Below are 17,151 nucleotides of genomic sequence, written 5' to 3'. Positions count from 1 at the left end.
GAAATTAATTATGAAACCTGGTGAAATTATAGTTAAACGTACAGAAATTGAAGTTAATCGCGGACATAACGCTACGATACTTGATGTAAAAAACACAGGAGATCGCCCTATTCAAGTCGGTTCTCATTATCATTTTTTTGAAGCAAATCCCGCCCTACAATTTGAACGAGAAAAAGCTTATGGCAAACGGTTAGATATCCCTGCTGGCGCAGCGGTACGTTTTGAACCTGGTGACGAAAAAGAAATTCAACTCGTTGAATTTAGCGGTAAAAGAAGAATTTTTGGTTTCCATGGTAAAGTAAATGGACCTATTGATGAGGCGCGTGTTTATAAGGCTGAAGATGATGACAGCGCTACAGAAATTATCGCTGAAGAAAATAAAGTCAGCGAAAATGCTAATAAAGAAAGTGGGTATAACAGATGAGTTTTAAAATGACGCAATCACAATATACAAGTCTATATGGCCCTACTGTCGGAGACTCTGTAAGATTAGGAGATACCAATTTATTTGCGCGTGTCGAAAAAGATTACGCAACATATGGTGATGAAGCTGCATTTGGCGGTGGGAAATCAATCCGTGATGGTATGGCTCAAAACCCTAATGTGACACGTGATGATAAGCAAGTAGCAGATTTAGTAATTACAAATGCACTAATTCTGGATTACGATAAAATCGTTAAAGCAGATATTGGTGTTAAAAATGGTTATATTATGAAAATTGGTAAAGCTGGTAACCCAGATATTATGGATAACGTAGATATTATTATTGGTGCAACTACAGATATTATTTCTGCAGAAGGCAAAATAATAACAGCTGGTGGTATCGATACCCACGTCCATTTCGTTAATCCTGAACAATCTCAAGTGGCCCTTGAAAGTGGTATTACTACACATATCGGTGGTGGGACAGGCGCATCTGAAGGTGCTAAAGCAACTACTGTTACTCCAGGCCCTTGGCATTTACATCGCATGTTATTAGCGGCAGAATCATTACCTTTAAACATTGGTTTTACCGGTAAAGGACAAGCAGTTAATCATACAGCTTTAGTAGAACAGATACATGCCGGTGCTATCGGTTTAAAAGTACATGAAGACTGGGGTGCCACACCTTCAGCATTAGATCATGCCCTACAAGTAGCTGACGATTATGACGTCCAAATTGCATTACATGCAGATACATTAAATGAAGCGGGCTTTATGGAAGAAACAATGGCTGCCGTTAAAGATCGTGTACTGCATATGTATCATACAGAGGGTGCAGGCGGTGGTCATGCTCCTGACCTCATTAAATCTGCAGCTTATTCTAATATACTACCATCTTCTACAAACCCTACCTTACCTTACACTGTTAATACAATTGATGAACATCTAGATATGGTTATGATTACACACCATTTAAATGCTTCTATACCAGAAGATATCGCTTTTGCAGATTCACGTATTCGTAAAGAAACAATTGCTGCCGAAGACGTATTACAAGATATTGGTGTATTTAGTATGGTCAGCTCAGATTCCCAAGCCATGGGCCGCGTCGGTGAAGTAATTACTAGAACTTGGCAAGTTGCACACCGTATGAAAGAGCAACGTGGTCCATTGGATGGCGACAGCGAATATAATGACAATCATAGAATCAAACGCTATATAGCGAAATATACAATTAATCCTGCGATTACGCATGGTATTTCAGATTACGTTGGTTCAATCGACGAAGGTAAACTTGCTGATATCATTATGTGGGAGCCCGCATTCTTCGGCGTTAAACCTGATGTCATTATTAAAGGTGGATTAATAAACACTGCAATTAACGGTGATGCTAATGGTTCTATCCCTACTTCAGAACCTTTAAAATACCGTAAGATGTATGGCCAACTTGGCGGAAATATGCAAGGTACTTCAATGACATTCGTATCTACTACTGCTTATGAAAATGATATTGGTAAATTATTAGGTTTAAAACGTAAATTAAGACCTGTGCATAATATTCGTAAACTAACTAAAGCAGATATGAAGAATAACAGCGCAACGCCAAAAATAGACGTTGATCCGCAGACATATGAAGTATTTGTAGATGGCGAAAAAATCACGAGTGAACCAGCTACGGAATTACCATTAACACAACGTTATTTCTTATTCTAGGAGGTTAAAAATGATCATCGAAGAAATCGTAGGCAATATCGCTAACATTTCAGAAAGCGATAAAGGAAAACATATAGAAAAAGTATATTTAGAAAACTCAGATTTAGTTAAACGTATCCAACGTGTTAAAACAGATCACGGTAATGAAATTGGTATCCGTTTAAAACAGCCAATTGACTTACAATATGGAGATATTTTGTATAAAGATGATACTAATATGATCGTCGTAGATGTAAATTCTGAAGATTTACTTGTAATTAAACCACGCTCATTACAAGAAATGGGAGATATCGCTCACCAACTTGGTAATAGACACTTACCTGCGCAGTTTACAGAAACCGAGATGCTAGTTCAATATGATTATCTAGTAGAATCACTATTAAAGGATTTAGGGATACCATATGAACATGAAGACCGTAAAGTTAATCAAGCATTTAGACATATAGGTCATTCACATGATTGATCACGCTCATCTACGCCTGTTTCAATTTTGCGATTCACAATTTCCAACAGGTGCATTCAGCCATTCATTTGGCCTTGAAACTTATATCCAACGCGATATCGTTCATGACGAACAAAGTTTCCAGCAATGGCTTATACTTTTTCTAAATGAACAATTAACTTATGCTGATGGCTTAACGATGCGTCTCGTTTACAATGCGCTTGAACAAAATGATACACAAGCTATTTTACGATTAGATCGTATCCTTTTCGTACAAAATTTACCAAAAGAAACACGCCAAGGATCTAAACAGATGGGTCATCGCATGGTAAAACTTGCTTCTGAGCTATATAACAGTGATTGGTTAGACTGGTATCATGCTCAAATGCGAGACAAAAAAGCAATGTTACATCCCGCTATTTGTTTTACTATGCTTGGCCATCATCTCGGTGTCAATATAGAAACGATTATTGATTACTATTTATATCAAAACGTGTCTAGCCTTACCCAAAATGCAGTACGTGCAATACCCTTAGGGCAAACTGCTGGGCAACGCATCGTTCATCAAATGATACCCATCATGAAAGATACTAGAGATCATATTATGACTTTAGATGAATCACAACTTGGTATTACTGCACCAGGTTTAGAAATCAACCAGATGGAACACGAAAACGTGAACGTAAGAATTTTTATATCTTAGGAGGTCAAACTTTATGACAGATACAATTAAAATAGGTGTGGGCGGACCTGTCGGTGCAGGAAAAACACAACTTATTGAAAAAATTGTAAAACGCTTAGCAAAAGACATGAGTATTGGTGTTATCACGAATGACATTTATACAAAAGAGGATGAAAAAATATTAGTTAATTCTGGTGTATTACCTGAAGACAGAATTATCGGAGTAGAAACAGGTGGCTGCCCTCATACAGCTATACGTGAAGATGCCTCAATGAATTTTGCTGCAATTGATGAATTAAAAGAACAAAATGATGATATTGAACTTATTTTCATCGAATCCGGTGGCGACAATTTAGCGGCAACTTTCAGTCCAGAATTAGTAGATTTCTCAATCTATATTATCGATGTTGCTCAAGGGGAAAAAATTCCTCGAAAAGGTGGACAAGGTATGATTAAATCCGATTTCTTTGTTATAAACAAGACTGACTTAGCACCTTATGTTGGTGCGTCATTAGAACGCATGGCCGAAGACACAAAAGTATTCCGTGGCAACCGTCCTTTCACTTTCACAAATCTTAAAACAGATGAAGGTTTAGATGAAGTTATTGAGTGGATAGAACAAGACGTATTTCTTAAAGGGTTAGCTTAATGTCTGATGGACAGAATCAATGGACTGGCCAATTAGATTTAACTGTCTTTAATAATGGCAAGAAATCGGTGGCGCGTGACATTTTTTTCGAAAAAGCATTGAAAGTCATGCGCCCAGTTTATTTAAATAATTCTGATATACCCACGTTTTATATTGTAAACGTAGGTGGCGGTTACTTAGATGGAGACCGTTACAAAATGGATTTTAATATCGAACCTAATGCAAAAGTTATTTTAACTTCACAAGGTGCTACAAAAATTTATAAAACACCTAATAACCATGTGGAACAATACCAAAGCTTTAATATTCAAGATGATGGATATGCTGAGTATGTAGGTGACCCAATTATCGCTTTTGAAAATGCAAAATTCTATCAACATAATACATTTCATTTAAAACCTACAGCTGCGTTATTTTATACAGACATATTAACGCCAGGTTATTCTAAAAATGATAAAAAATTTAGTTATACGTATATGCACCTGTTAAATGAAATCTATGTCGATGATGAATTGGTTGTTTTCGACAATACTTTGCTTGATCCATCAAAAAATAAAGTCGATGGACTTGGTTATATGGAAGATTATACGCACTTAGGATCTTGTTATTTTATACATCCTACTGTAAATCAAAAATTAATCGATCGTATTTATGAGCAAATCAAGCACTATCAACAGCAATATGATTGTCGTTTCGGCATCACTAAGCTACCAACACACGGCTTTAGCATTCGAATTTTATCAAATAAAACACAAATAATTGAAAAAATATTGGCTACCCTACAAGCATTTGTAGTGAAAACAATATTTGATCGTGATGTGGATTTTTTAAGAAAATATTAAAAACTATAGCATAAAGAGAGCCCAAATTTTGCTTATGGGCTCTCTTTTTTTATGTTAATGTAACCAGACAATCTAACTATCGACTAATCTTAAATAACAATTACTGTAAAACTTACACTATTATACCTATTAAAAAGCTAAATTATATTCAAAAACCACACAAGACTAGATACCAATAATACAATCGTCGTAATGTAAATTGTTAATTTTTGACTTTTTTTCAATTCATTTTCTTTTTTAGTAAATAAACTAAATAATGTTCCATCTTTCCCCATTAATAAAGTGATAGAATAAATAAGTAAAATTAAAGACAAAATAAATAATATTAATGCAACGAACACCATAAAAATCCCCCTCCCATTTGAGTGACATTTACTAAAATAACTCATTTTCATACTATCTTAACTTAGTTTATTAATAAAGAATACTAAATGCTTATTTATAAATAAAACAAATTGTTAACTTTGTACTTTTATTATTGCTACAATAGTACAGGTTAATAAATAATTTCTAATAGGAGTGATCTTGTGATAAAAGAATATATTTATAAAAACACTGTACAACCATCTTGGATAGACAATAATAACCATATGCATGATGCACAATATTATTCTGTTTTCAGTGATGCAGTTGCTGGATTTTTGGAACATGTTGATTTTTCAACTGATTATCGTCACAGCCAAGATGTTACAATATTTAATGTTGAAGCGCACATTTCTTATTTAAAGGAATTATTACTTCACGATGCTTTTTACATCAAGATACATATTTATAATTATGATGCTAAACGTATACATTTATTCTTAACTATGTACAACGCTAATAATGAACCTACTGCTACATATGAAGCGATGATGATGGGCGTAAGCAACCATACAAGAAGTAGTACAGAATTCCCAGTGCCTATTCAAGAAAAGCTTAAAAATTATTTTGATCAACAACAACACTTTGATGTGCCTAAACAATTAGGTCATGTTATTCAAATACCTCAAAGTAAATAATACAATTTGGCATACTTCGATTTTGACATCATTCCATTCCATTGATACTATGAGGTAGAATGACCATTCTATTTTGGGAAGAGTGAGATACTATGTCACAGAAAAAGCAAGATATACTGAGTGTTGCTGAGCGGTTATTTTATGAATATGGCTTTCGTGGTGTTGGTTTAAAACAGATTATCCAAGAAGCAAATGTTGCGACCATGACACTTTATAATCATTTTGACTCTAAAGATAATTTAGTAGCACAAGTGTTAAAGCAAAGAGAAGCTCGCTATTGGCGTTATCTTGACAGTTTCGTCGAAAGACATCCAGATAGACCATTTATTTCAGCAGTTCAAGCACATTGTCAATGGCTTAATGACTACTCTTACAAAGGCGATATGTTTATGCGCGCTATCGAAGATTATGCTGATACTGATAATGAAATTGAAAGTACCGCAAGAGGACATAAAGCGCGCCTTTTACATTATTTAGAAAAACTCGCTAATAATGCAGGTATTGATAATGGTTATGATCTCGCTGTACAATACACATTACTATTAGAAGGTACAACCTCAATGACTGCATTATTAGGATCTAAAGAAGCAACTGAACACGCCATTACCATGGCAAAATTATTATTACATGAAGCGCACAATCAATAATTCATAGACGAGTAGGTACCAGTATTCAAAAGAATCATCCCCCTACTCGTTATTTTAAAATAAAAATAGAATGAACATTCTATATATTTTTTTGATTATTATTAGAATGAACATTCTATATAGATTTGGAGGTATTTTATGAAATTTTCAAGACTTGTATTGCCAGGTATCGCTATGATTGCTACCACTTATGGATTAGGTAGATTTAGTTTCGGTCTCTTTCTACCAGAAATTTCCAATGACTTGAGGTTAACCGCTTCTCAAGCGGGTATGATTTCATCATTATTTTATTTGGCTTATTGTTTTACAATTATTTATTCCACCTTAAAAACTGACAAAATCGGTCCTAAACGGATGATTATCTTTGCAGGTCTTTCTGTATTAATTGGCTTAATCCTAATTGGCATCTCATCAACCGCAACCATACTCTCTTTAGGTGTCATATTCGCTGGTGCTAGTACTGGATTAGTATCACCACCTTATGGTTATACCATTTCTTTATGGATTAAATTGCAAGATCAAGGTAAAGCAAATACATGGATTAATTCAGGTACAAGCTTAGGCTTAATGTTCACCGGTATAACCGCTATGTTTATCTTTCTTGATTGGCGCGACACCTATTTAATCTATGCATTTATAGCAGTAATCGTATTAGCTTGGAATTATATTATTATCCCAAGTCTGCAACAAGACATTAAGATTGATACTGGTAGTTTGAATATCAGAGATATTTCTTCTAGTAAACGCATTGTAATGGCTTCTACCTTACTAGGTGTTTCAACTGCACCGTTTTGGACCTTCTCAAAATCATTTGTTCAACTTACTGGTCATTACTCGGATATGGCTCTTTCTGTATTTTGGATTTTAATTGGTATTTTCGGAATAGTTGGAGGTATATCTGGAGCTATTATTGATAAGAAAAGTCTTCATTTTGCATTTAATATCGGCGTAATTGCGTTAGCATGCGCCTCAATTTTACTAGCATTCACACCAAATATATGGTTACTTCCATTTATTTCATCTTCAATATTTGGAATGAGCTATATATTCTTAACAGGTGTTTTACTTGTTTGGGGAATTAAATTATTTGTAAAAAATGCTTCCTTAGGCATAGGTATCCCCTTTTTACTATTAGCAGTAGGACAAGTCATTGGTTCTTCTTTCGCAGGTATATTCATTGATATACTAAACTACCAATATACCTTTTTAATATATGGCGTAATTGGTTTAATACCTTTATTAATCTATCCTAAGGTTGAAATTACGAAAAGCAAAGTACCTAAAGGGGACTACAGTAAACTGCAACAAACAAATGCTGATATATTGAATTCAGAGCGTTCTTTTGACTTTGAAACACCAACGCAAACAGAATATAACAATCATTAAGCGATTCACTTTCGTATAAAATTAAAATAACCCAGGTTTCTTCTGAAAATGATCCCTCCCTAAAGAAGTTTTTGACATCTTCTTTAAGGGGTATATCAAATGAAGTATTTCCTGGGTTATCTTTCTCTTTATTTAATTTAAAGTATTTAATGCTGCTTTCAAATCTTCTACTAAGTCTTCTGTACCTTCAATACCAACAGACAAACGAATCAAGCCATCTGCAATGCCTTCTTTTTCACGAATGTCTTTTGGTATAGAGGCGTGTGTCATTAAAGCAGGCACGGAAATTAAACTTTCCACCGCACCTAAACTTTCAGCTAATGTAAAATATTTAGATGCTTTAATTACTTGTTTAGCACTTTCTATATCTGCAACTTCAAATGCTACCACACCTGTATGCCCTTCTGCTTGTCTTTGATGAATATCGTGATTTAAGTGAGTGGCAATACTTGGATGGAACACTTGTCTAACAGCATTATGTTCTTGTAACATTGCTATAATTTCAAGTGTATTGCGTTGTACTTGTTCCATACGTATACCTAAGGTTTTAATACCTCGAATCAATAAATAACTATCTTGTGGTCCAAGTACGCCACCTGTTGAATTTTGAATAAATCCAATGCGTTCTGCTAACGCTTCGTCGTTTGTAGCAACTAAGCCAGAAACAACATCACTATGACCGCCGAGATATTTTGTTGCAGAGTGTAATACAATATCGATACCAAATTTTAACGGATTTTGGAAATAAGGTGTCATAAACGTATTATCTACGACAGAAATCAAATTATGACTTTTAGCTAGCTCGGCAGACTTTTTGATATCTGTTACACGTAATAACGGATTAGAAGGCGTCTCAATGTATAACATTTTCGTTTCAGGCTTAATATATTGTTCAATTTCGTCAATTTGTGTTGTATCAATAAAATCAGCTTCTATACCAAAACGAGTAAACACTTTAGATAATGCTCTATATGTGCCACCATAAACATCTGAATTAATTAATAAATGATCACCTTTATCTAACAACATAATCACTGCCGAGATGGCTGCCATACCAGAACCAAATGCATAACCGAATTGTCCTTCTTCTAAATCGGCAATTAGCCCTTCTAATGCCGTTCTTGTAGGATTCGCAGAACGTGAATATTCGTAACCTTGTCTCATATCTCCAATATCATCTTGAATATAAGTACTCGTTTGATAAATTGGTGTCGTTACTGCACCTGTGTATGGGTCTGTTGTCACTCCGCCATGTATTAATTGTGTTTTTTTATTCATATTGATTCTCCTTATAATTTAAGATTTGCTTTGACATATATCGGTCGCTTCCATCAGGAAAAACTGTGACAATAACACCTTTATTTATATGTTTTTTTATGTCTAATGCTGCCTGTAGTGCTGCTCCCGATGAACTGCCAACCAAGAGACCTTCTTGTTTAGCAATTAATTTCACATTTTTAAATGCATCATCATCGCTAACTTTTATAATATCCGCTACTAATGTTTCATGTAAAAATGATGGCCATTGTTCGGAGCCAATGCCTTCTATATCATGTGCATGTGCTTGACCACCACTTAAAGTAGATCCTTCTGGTTCAACTATGACACTTTCAATATTAAATTGAGCTAAATGTTCAGCAATACCAGCAAAGGTTCCACCAGATCCTACACCACCAACAAAATAATCAATATCGTCCAATTTATCTGTAATTTCTTGTGCTATGGTATCTTTATACGCTTCAGGATTATGTTTCGATTCAAATTGATTTAGATAAAAAGCCCCCGTTTTTGATTCGAATTCCCGTGCTGCTATTTTTGCACCTTCCATACCAAGTCGTTGTTCTGTTCTTATTACTTTCGCTCCTAAAGCTTTTATAATTGATATTTTCTCTTCAGCAAAACCTATAGGCGCAAAAATCACACTGTTGAGTCCATAATGATTGGCTGCAAGAGCAACACCGATGCCCGTATTACCAGCTGATGCTTCAACAACAGTATCTCCTTCACAAATGGTGTTATCTTTTAAAGCTACCTCGATTAAATGCTTTCCTAATCTATCTTTTATGCTACCGCCAGGATTAAACTGTTCTAATTTTGCATAAATTTGAACATCTTTATTACTAAATGATTTTAAAAGTACAAGCGGTGTATTTCCTATTAAGTCAAAACCAATCATTTTATTCCTCCATGAGTTTACCATTTCCATTCCTTCTACAATACCCTACTATAACGATAAGAATTATAAACAATTTCTTTTCTCTTTGCAACCTCTTCAAACTAAATACATTGCAAAAAACACAAATTAATTCTTACTTTTTAAGTAAGAAATGGTTGAAAAGGTCAAGAAGCTCTTGTATAGTGAAAATTATCAGAAAATTCTAATTTTAGGAGGATTTATATTATGGCTCAAAACCCTTGGCATTTAGATACACTTTCCATTCATGGCGGGCAGGTAACAGATGATTTTTCAAAATCTCGTGCAGTCCCTATTTATCAGACATCTAGTTATGTATTTGATAATACCGAACATGCAAGAAAACTTTTTGCTTTAGAAGAACCTGGCAATATTTATACTAGAATAATGAACCCAACGCAAAATGTTTTTGAAGAACGTATTGCAGCACTCGAAGGTGGAATCGGAGCTCTAGCCACATCCTCAGGACAAGCTGCAATTCATTTAGCACTCTTAAATATTGTAGAATCTGGAGATGAAATTGTCGCTTCTTCTAACTTATATGGCGGAACTTACAACTTATTAAATGTTACCTTTAATAAATTAGGCATCAAAGTTCACTTTGTAGATCCAAGTAACCCTGAAAATTTTGCAAATGCTATTAACGATAAAACAAAAGCCGTCTATGCTGAAACTATAGGCAATCCCAAAATTGATGTGCTAGATATTGAAGCAGTCGCAAACGTTGCACATCAAAATAACATACCTTTAATTGTGGATAATACTTTTCCAACTCCATATTTACTACGTCCTTTTGAATTTGGTGCTGACATTATTGTACATTCAGCAACTAAATTTATAGGTGGTCATGGTACTTCTATAGGTGGGGTTATTGTGGATAGTGGTAATTTCAATTGGGATAATGGTAAATTCCCAGGTCTTGTAGAACCTGATTCAAGTTATCATGGCATTTCATATGCTAAAGATGTTGGAGAAGCAGCCTATATTACAAAGGCCCGTGTACAATTATTACGTGATTTAGGTTCAGCAGTATCACCTTTCAACGTCCATGAATTTTTATTAGGATTAGAAACATTACACCTACGTTTAGAAAGACATTCTGAAAACGCCCTGCGTGTTGCACAATATTTAGAACAACATCCAAACGTAACTTGGGTGAATTATCCTGGGTTAGAAAATAATGAATATCATCAACTTGCCCAAAAGTATCTACCAAATGGACAAGGAGCCGTACTCACTTTTGGTGTAGATGGTTCTGTTGAAGATATTGCAAAATTTGTTGATGCATTAAGTCTATTCTCTCATTTAGCAAATGTTGGAGATTCTAAGTCTTTAATTATCCATCCTGCTAGTACGACACATTTACAATTATCCCCTGAAGAACAACAAGCTTCAGGCGTTGTGCCAGAACTTGTAAGACTATCAGTTGGTACTGAAAACATTGATGACATAATTAATGACCTTGAAAAAGGTTTTAAAGCATCACTTGAAAATTAACGAAGACATTTTCTTTGTGATACTTATGCAAAATAAAATTGAAAACGAGATTAATAATAAAAAGGCTGAGGCAATTAATTGTCTCAGTCTTAATCATATAACAGATAAGAAATGAATGGTAAAGTGTAATACATAGGCTCTTCATATCCGCTAGTCAACAAACTTTTTAGACTGCCTCGAACCATGACTTCACACAAACCTAAGCCTAACCTCTGTGTACAACATGTCTTTCTAGACACTTTATATTCCATATTGAATTTATAAATTAATATGGGGATAATAATCATATTAATCGTATAAATTGGGGTGTTCATTTGAGTGAGAATAAAGACAAGTTAACCATAAGTGTTATACTACTGGCTGGAAAGATACTACTTTCCTCGGGGGCTGAAGTATCAAGAGTAGAAGATACCATGCGTCGCATCGCAATTTGTATGGGCTATTATAATAGCCAAGGTTATGTAATCAACGTATTTATCAATTTTTCATTAAGCGAAGAACATGATACGCGTATATTACGCATAAACAAAAACAGCACCAATTTATTAAAAATATTTCAAGTTAATTCAATTTCTAGAAAGCTTACCAGTAATCAATTATCTATTGATCAGGCTTATATCCTATTAAAAAATATTGATCACACTAATTTAAGTATTCCATTATGGAAAAAGGTAATGGCTGCGGGGGTAATTTCGTTAAGTTTTCTATATTTACAAGGCGGCACCTGGTCAGATGCAATCACTACAATTATTGCCGGTTCAATTGGTTTTTTAATTGTTGAATATATGCAGAGTAAATCATTGACGATGTTTATACCAGAATTTGTTGGTTCTTTTGTACTAGGTATGCTGGTTATACTAGGGTCTGAGTTATTTAATGTCAATAAAATGTTCGGCCCAGCCATGATTGCAGCTGTTATGCCAATAGTTCCTGGAGTACTAATAACAACAGCTATTCAAGATTTGTTCGGAAGACATATGTTAATGTTTACAGCCAAGTTCTTAGAAGCACTTGTAATTGCTTTTGCTATAGGGTCTGGCATTGCTATCGCTTATCTCATCTTTTAAAGGGGGGAATCGTAATGACGATCCTATTCACATTTTTATGTAGTTTTAGTGCATCTTACTTTTTCAATGTGATTTACGATGCACCTAGAAAAATTTTCTTACCTGCTGGATTGGCTGGTGCTATGGGTTATTCCATAACTTTTATTTTAGAAAGAAATTTCCATATGGATAGTATATACACAAGTCTGCTAGGAAGTTTAACACTCGGTTTAATAGCACATATCTTAAGTCGTATTTATAAAGCACCTGTTGTGTTATTTATGATTCCCGGCATTATACCTTTGGTCCCTGGTAGTATTGCCTTTAGAGCCACCCAGCAACTTGTGACGCTCAATTTTACAGATGCCACAAATACATTTATTCGTGCTATTTTGATTGCTGGCTCAATTGCTTTAGGTCTGCTATTATCCGATCAGTTATCGAAGACACTCAATATTCGTAAATTATTATTAGTAAAAAGAAATAAATTATAAAAAGGCTTCACAAATCGAATGAGACAGATACAGGAACATAAATAATGCTTCTGTCTCAACTCATTATAATGGTAGTAGCTGGCTGAGTTGAAAAAGCCTTTATAGCATGTTTTTTCAACTCTAGTCATCCTTGCTAGGACGAGACAACGAAACCTTTTCATAAAAATTAGGTTTCATTCCCTCCCCAATAGACACTGGAAAGCTTTCATTTATTTTTATTCACATAATAAAGTCCTGTTAACACATTCGCATCTAAACCACTTATTCTGACTACTATCTCTCTATTTTGAATCAAGTGGTGTTTTTGTGCATATGTCTCAATTCGTGCTTTATAAGGTAATGTACTTTGTGTTACACCACCTCCAAGTACGATATTATACACATTGAAGATACTATATAGGTTCGTGCATAACTTTTGTGTTAAATCTATTACTTCTTCAATCATCTGCACGATTTGTTTATTTTCTCCTGCATTATACATTTCGATTGCCTCTCTTGTGCTAACTTCTTTGTTAAGCAATTCACCTGCTTTCCTACTTATTGCTAATCCAGAAATTTCATTTTCGACGCAACCATATTGTTTACAAACAGGGCATTGGTAGTCACTATTGTCTTTAATAATTGTATGACCAATCTCACCGAAATTACCATCGCTACCAGAAACTAGCGTGCCATTTCTCATGTATGCCATACCAACACCTGTACTTATAGTTAAATATATAAAATCCTCTGTCTTCACTGAAACATAGTGTTGTTCGGCTAATATAGCAGCATCCGTATCATTTACAAAATATGGTTTGAATGAACTATGTTCAGTGATAAATTCACCTGCATTAAAGTTATTGTACTTTTGTAAATTAGGTGGATTTAAAAATATACCTTGAGTATAATCACACGGCCCAGGCATAGCAATATTTAGTACTGTAGCATCTACATTTTCAACACTTTCTAAGTAATTCTTAGCTATATTGATTATTTCAATAAACTGTTGTTCGGGATTATCTATATAAGTTTCAAATTTATAGCTCTCTATAATTTCTAAATCTTCATTAATCAAACCTACAATTGTCTTTGTTCCACCTATATCTGTACAAATTTTTAACATTGTAATTACCTCCTATGATTGCATAAAAAGGCAGAGATAACTGAAGTTATCTCGCCTTTAATTTTTATACATAGCTAACGATAAATGTCATATCACCTTTAAATGTTATTTCTTTATCCTCAGTAGTCAGTATAAAATGTGTTCCTTTTTCTAAAGTAATAGCTTCGTTATTTACTGTAACTTCGCCATTGCCCTCTACAATGGATACGAGACAATATGATTGTGGTTTTGCATAAGCTAAATGACCATTGATAATCCATCTTTCCACTGTAAAGAACGTATTAGATACAAACTGCGTATAATCCTGACCTTGAACCACTTCATGTTTAGCTGATGTATTCGGTGAGCTAACAGAAAGATCAATTACCTCTTTACTTTCTTCTAAATGAAGTTCTCTTTTATTTCCTTCTTTATCAGTTCTGTCATAATCATAAATGCGGTAAGTAGTATCAGAAGATTGTTGTGTTTCTAAGATTAAAATCCCTTCTCCTATTGCATGAACTGTACCTGCTGGCACATAGAAGAAGTCTCCTGCTTTAACTTTGACTGATTTGAATAATGCATCGAATTGTTTGTTATCAATCATTTGATTTAACTCATTTTGATTCTGTGCATTTACGCCATAAATAATTTCTGCGCCTTCATTTGCATCTAAAATATACCAACATTCAGTCTTACCATATTCTCCTTCATACATTTGAGCATATGTGTTATCTGGATGTACTTGTACTGACAAATTATCATTTGCATCTAATATTTTAGTTAGTAACGGAAATTTATCTTCTTTAGGATTCCCAAATAATACTTTGTCTTCTGCCCATACTTCATCTAATGTTTTACCTTTATGACGTCCATTTTCAATAACGTTTGGACCGTTCGGATGAGCTGATATCGCCCAACATTCTCCTGTATGATCATTAGGTATATCATAGTTAAATGCTTTAAGTGCATTGCCTCCCCATATTCTTTCTTGAAAAACAGGTTTTAATAATAATGGCATTTATTCCTACCTCCCAGTTATATTTCTTTAAGTAAATCGTAAATTTGTTGTGTTTGTGTTGCCTCAATTAGCTGTTGTCGAATATTGTCGTCCATTAATGTTCTTGATAATCTTTGCAACAGTTTTAAATGTGTATCACTGCTATCATTAGGTACTGCAATTAGAAATAAAATATTAGGCAATGTACCATCTAAACTGTCCCAGTCGATACCATGTTTATTATTCATTACAGCGACAACAGGTTGTTTCACTGCTGATGATTTTGCATGAGGTATTGCAACATTCATTCCAATCGCTGTCGTTGCTTCTGCTTCACGTTTCAGTACAGCATCTTTCAATTCTTTTTTATCTGTAATGTAATCATACTTATCAAGTTGATCTATGAGATCATCTATGGCTTCGTCTCTTGAATTTTTCTTATCGACTATTTTGATAACATCTTTATCAAATACATCAACTGTGTTGTTTGTCTGTTCAGTAGTTTGTTCTTTATTTGTTTCTGCTGTAGTATTTGTTGTAGCACTAGTTTCTGCTTCCTCATCTTGCTGTTCCGCTGTCATTCCCGTTGCAATACTATTAGTATCAACAGCTAATGCTGGTGTGTTTTTTCTTAAAAATAGCACTGCACTCATCGTGACAAAACTACCAACTATCACAGCAATAAAGAACCATAAAATCTGATCTATTCCACCTAAAACTGCTACAATCGGACCGCCATGAGCCACTCTATCGCCCACGCCACCTATTGCTGCAATCGCTGCTGCTACCATTGCCCCTACCATATTAGATGGAATAATTCTTAACGGATCTTGTGCAGCAAATGGAATAGCACCTTCTGTAATGCCAAATAATCCCATAGTAAATGAAGCTTTTCCCATTTCTACTTCACCTTTATTAAATTTACGTTTATTAATAAACGTAGCTAAACCTAAACCAATAGGCGGTGTACAAACCGCTACTGCAACCATTCCCATTACAGCATAGTTCCCTTCAGCAATTAGCGCTGAACCAAATAAGAAAGCAACTTTATTGACTGGTCCTCCCATATCAAATGCAATCATCGCCCCTACAATTAATGCTAAGATTACAATGTTAGTACCTTGCATACTTTTCAGCCAAGTTGTTAGCGCTTCAAAGATACTCGCTATCGGTGCACCAATTAAGAATATAAATATTAATCCCACAATGAGTGATGAGATAATAGGAATGATTATAATCGGCATAATGGGTGCCATCACTTTTGGTGTTTTTACATTTTTAATCCATTTCGCAATGTAACCTGCTATAAAACCTGCTACAATACCTCCTAGAAAACCAGCTCCAGCATCACTACCGTAGAAGCTACCGTCAGCAGCTATAGCGCCACCAATCATACCGGGTACAAGTCCAGGTTTGTCAGCAATACTCACTGCGATGTAACCAGCCAATATTGGCACCATAAAACTGAAAGCTAAATTACCTATATTTTCAACTGATTTCCAAAATGAATCATCTGGAATCTCCAAACCTTTTGAAGTTGCTTCTCCACCAATTGTTAGTGCAATCGCCATTAATAACCCACCTACAACGATGAAGGGAACCATAAACGATACACCGTTCATTAAATGCTGATAAACCATCTGAATACCGGTTTTGGGTTTGTCTTCTTGGCTAGACTGACTAGCTCCACTAGTTTCATGATGGATATGAGCATCTTTATCAATAATACGTTGAATCAATACTTCCGGTTTATGAATGCCTTCTCTAACGCTTTCGTTAATTAATAATTTCCCATCAAACCTTGATAAATCTACTTGGCGATCTGCTGCAATAATAATGCCATCCGCTTCTCTAATTTCTTTTGTTGTTAAGACATTTTCTGCACCTACGCCACCTTGTGTTTCCACCTTGATATGTACGCCCATATCTTTGGCAGCTTGCTCCAATTTTTCTTGGGCCATATACGTGTGTGCAATCCCATTTGGACACGACGTAATCGCTAAAATTTTCATATAATTCATCCTCCTCAATACAATTGTAAACGCATTCAT

At 34.7% G+C, this 17,151-nt stretch carries 18 protein-coding genes; 12 read left to right on the top strand and 6 right to left on the bottom strand.

Annotated features, from left to right (window positions below; genetic code table 11):
• The first annotated feature begins 10 nt into the window (after positions 1-10).
• Genes LG295_RS01895 through LG295_RS01870 form a run of 6 tightly spaced genes read left to right on the top strand, consistent with a single transcriptional unit; the run spans position 11 to position 4,751 of the window.
• Positions 11-424 (top strand): urease subunit beta, encoded by a 414-nt coding sequence (locus LG295_RS01895; RefSeq protein WP_107529627.1) that lies wholly within the window; start codon positions 11-13, stop codon positions 422-424.
• The gene (gene ureC, locus LG295_RS01890; RefSeq protein ID WP_107529626.1) at positions 421-2,136 is read left to right on the top strand and encodes an urease subunit alpha; all 1,716 of its coding nucleotides are present in this window, start codon (positions 421-423) and stop codon (positions 2,134-2,136) included. The genes LG295_RS01895 and ureC overlap by 4 nt, the downstream gene beginning before the upstream one ends.
• Before the next feature lie 10 nt (positions 2,137-2,146).
• Positions 2,147-2,599, top strand: coding sequence for an urease accessory protein UreE (gene ureE / locus LG295_RS01885; protein WP_107554632.1), 453 nt, complete (start codon positions 2,147-2,149; stop codon positions 2,597-2,599).
• Positions 2,592-3,281, top strand: coding sequence for an urease accessory protein UreF (locus LG295_RS01880; RefSeq protein WP_107558002.1), 690 nt, complete (start codon positions 2,592-2,594; stop codon positions 3,279-3,281). The genes ureE and LG295_RS01880 overlap by 8 nt, the downstream gene beginning before the upstream one ends.
• Before the next feature lie 13 nt (positions 3,282-3,294).
• Entirely contained in the window at positions 3,295-3,909 is a 615-nt protein-coding gene (ureG, locus tag LG295_RS01875) for an urease accessory protein UreG (RefSeq protein ID WP_107529623.1), read from the top strand.
• Positions 3,909-4,751 carry an urease accessory protein UreD gene (locus tag LG295_RS01870; protein WP_107529622.1) on the top strand — a complete coding sequence of 281 codons (843 nt, stop codon included), beginning with the start codon at positions 3,909-3,911 and terminating at the stop codon, positions 4,749-4,751. Before ureG ends, LG295_RS01870 begins: the two co-directional genes overlap by 1 nt.
• 137 nt (positions 4,752-4,888) lie before the next feature.
• Here the strand turns inward: LG295_RS01870 and LG295_RS01865 are convergent, their stop codons facing one another.
• Positions 4,889-5,095 carry a hypothetical protein gene (locus LG295_RS01865; protein WP_107529621.1) on the bottom strand — a complete coding sequence of 69 codons (207 nt, stop codon included), beginning with the start codon at positions 5,093-5,095 and terminating at the stop codon, positions 4,889-4,891.
• 183 nt (positions 5,096-5,278) lie between these two features.
• On the opposite strand from LG295_RS01865, the gene LG295_RS01860 reads away from it, so the two are divergent.
• From LG295_RS01860 to LG295_RS01850, 3 genes are all read left to right on the top strand, one after another.
• Complete coding sequence (locus tag LG295_RS01860) at positions 5,279-5,752, top strand: thioesterase family protein (protein ID WP_107558003.1); 474 nt, start codon at positions 5,279-5,281, stop codon at positions 5,750-5,752.
• Between the two features lie 92 nt (positions 5,753-5,844).
• Positions 5,845-6,399 carry a TetR/AcrR family transcriptional regulator gene (locus LG295_RS01855; RefSeq protein WP_107529619.1) on the top strand — a complete coding sequence of 185 codons (555 nt, stop codon included), beginning with the start codon at positions 5,845-5,847 and terminating at the stop codon, positions 6,397-6,399.
• Between the two features lie 138 nt (positions 6,400-6,537).
• Positions 6,538-7,785, top strand: coding sequence for an MFS transporter (locus LG295_RS01850; RefSeq protein ID WP_107558004.1), 1,248 nt, complete (start codon positions 6,538-6,540; stop codon positions 7,783-7,785).
• 132 nt (positions 7,786-7,917) lie between these two features.
• Here the strand turns inward: LG295_RS01850 and LG295_RS01845 are convergent, their stop codons facing one another.
• Together LG295_RS01845 and LG295_RS01840 are read right to left on the bottom strand one after the other, a co-directional pair.
• Positions 7,918-9,063 carry a bifunctional cystathionine gamma-lyase/homocysteine desulfhydrase gene (locus LG295_RS01845; RefSeq protein WP_318832589.1) on the bottom strand — a complete coding sequence of 382 codons (1,146 nt, stop codon included), beginning with the start codon at positions 9,061-9,063 and terminating at the stop codon, positions 7,918-7,920.
• Positions 9,056-9,961, bottom strand: a complete 906-nt coding sequence (locus LG295_RS01840; protein WP_318833023.1) for a cysteine synthase family protein — start codon at positions 9,959-9,961, stop codon at positions 9,056-9,058. The genes LG295_RS01845 and LG295_RS01840 overlap by 8 nt, the downstream gene beginning before the upstream one ends.
• 225 nt (positions 9,962-10,186) lie before the next feature.
• Here LG295_RS01840 and LG295_RS01835 point away from each other — a divergent pair, with 225 nt between their 5' ends.
• The 3 genes from LG295_RS01835 to LG295_RS01825 all read left to right on the top strand — a co-directional run bounded on the left by LG295_RS01835 (position 10,187) and on the right by LG295_RS01825 (position 13,016).
• Positions 10,187-11,476, top strand: coding sequence for a homocysteine synthase (locus tag LG295_RS01835; protein ID WP_318832588.1), 1,290 nt, complete (start codon positions 10,187-10,189; stop codon positions 11,474-11,476).
• Between the two features lie 314 nt (positions 11,477-11,790).
• Positions 11,791-12,543 (top strand): threonine/serine exporter family protein, encoded by a 753-nt coding sequence (locus tag LG295_RS01830; RefSeq protein WP_318832587.1) that lies wholly within the window; start codon positions 11,791-11,793, stop codon positions 12,541-12,543.
• 14 nt (positions 12,544-12,557) lie between these two features.
• Entirely contained in the window at positions 12,558-13,016 is a 459-nt protein-coding gene (locus LG295_RS01825) for a threonine/serine exporter family protein (protein ID WP_107558008.1), read from the top strand.
• 205 nt (positions 13,017-13,221) lie between these two features.
• Here the strand turns inward: LG295_RS01825 and LG295_RS01820 are convergent, their stop codons facing one another.
• From LG295_RS01820 to LG295_RS01810, 3 genes are all read right to left on the bottom strand, one after another.
• The gene (locus LG295_RS01820; protein WP_107558009.1) at positions 13,222-14,121 is read right to left on the bottom strand and encodes an ROK family protein; all 900 of its coding nucleotides are present in this window, start codon (positions 14,119-14,121) and stop codon (positions 13,222-13,224) included.
• Between the two features lie 64 nt (positions 14,122-14,185).
• Positions 14,186-15,121, bottom strand: coding sequence for a mannose-6-phosphate isomerase, class I (gene manA / locus LG295_RS01815; RefSeq protein ID WP_107529611.1), 936 nt, complete (start codon positions 15,119-15,121; stop codon positions 14,186-14,188).
• A gap of 17 nt (positions 15,122-15,138) precedes the next feature.
• Complete coding sequence (locus LG295_RS01810; protein ID WP_318755610.1) at positions 15,139-17,112, bottom strand: fructose-specific PTS transporter subunit EIIC; 1,974 nt, start codon at positions 17,110-17,112, stop codon at positions 15,139-15,141.
• Positions 17,113-17,151 lie beyond the last annotated feature (39 nt).

This window comes from Staphylococcus pseudoxylosus, from assembly GCF_044794325.1.
Lineage (GTDB): Bacteria > Bacillota > Bacilli > Staphylococcales > Staphylococcaceae > Staphylococcus > Staphylococcus pseudoxylosus.
The sequence above is the reverse complement of the archived record's forward strand: the minus strand, read 5'-3'. Positions and strand labels throughout refer to the sequence as shown.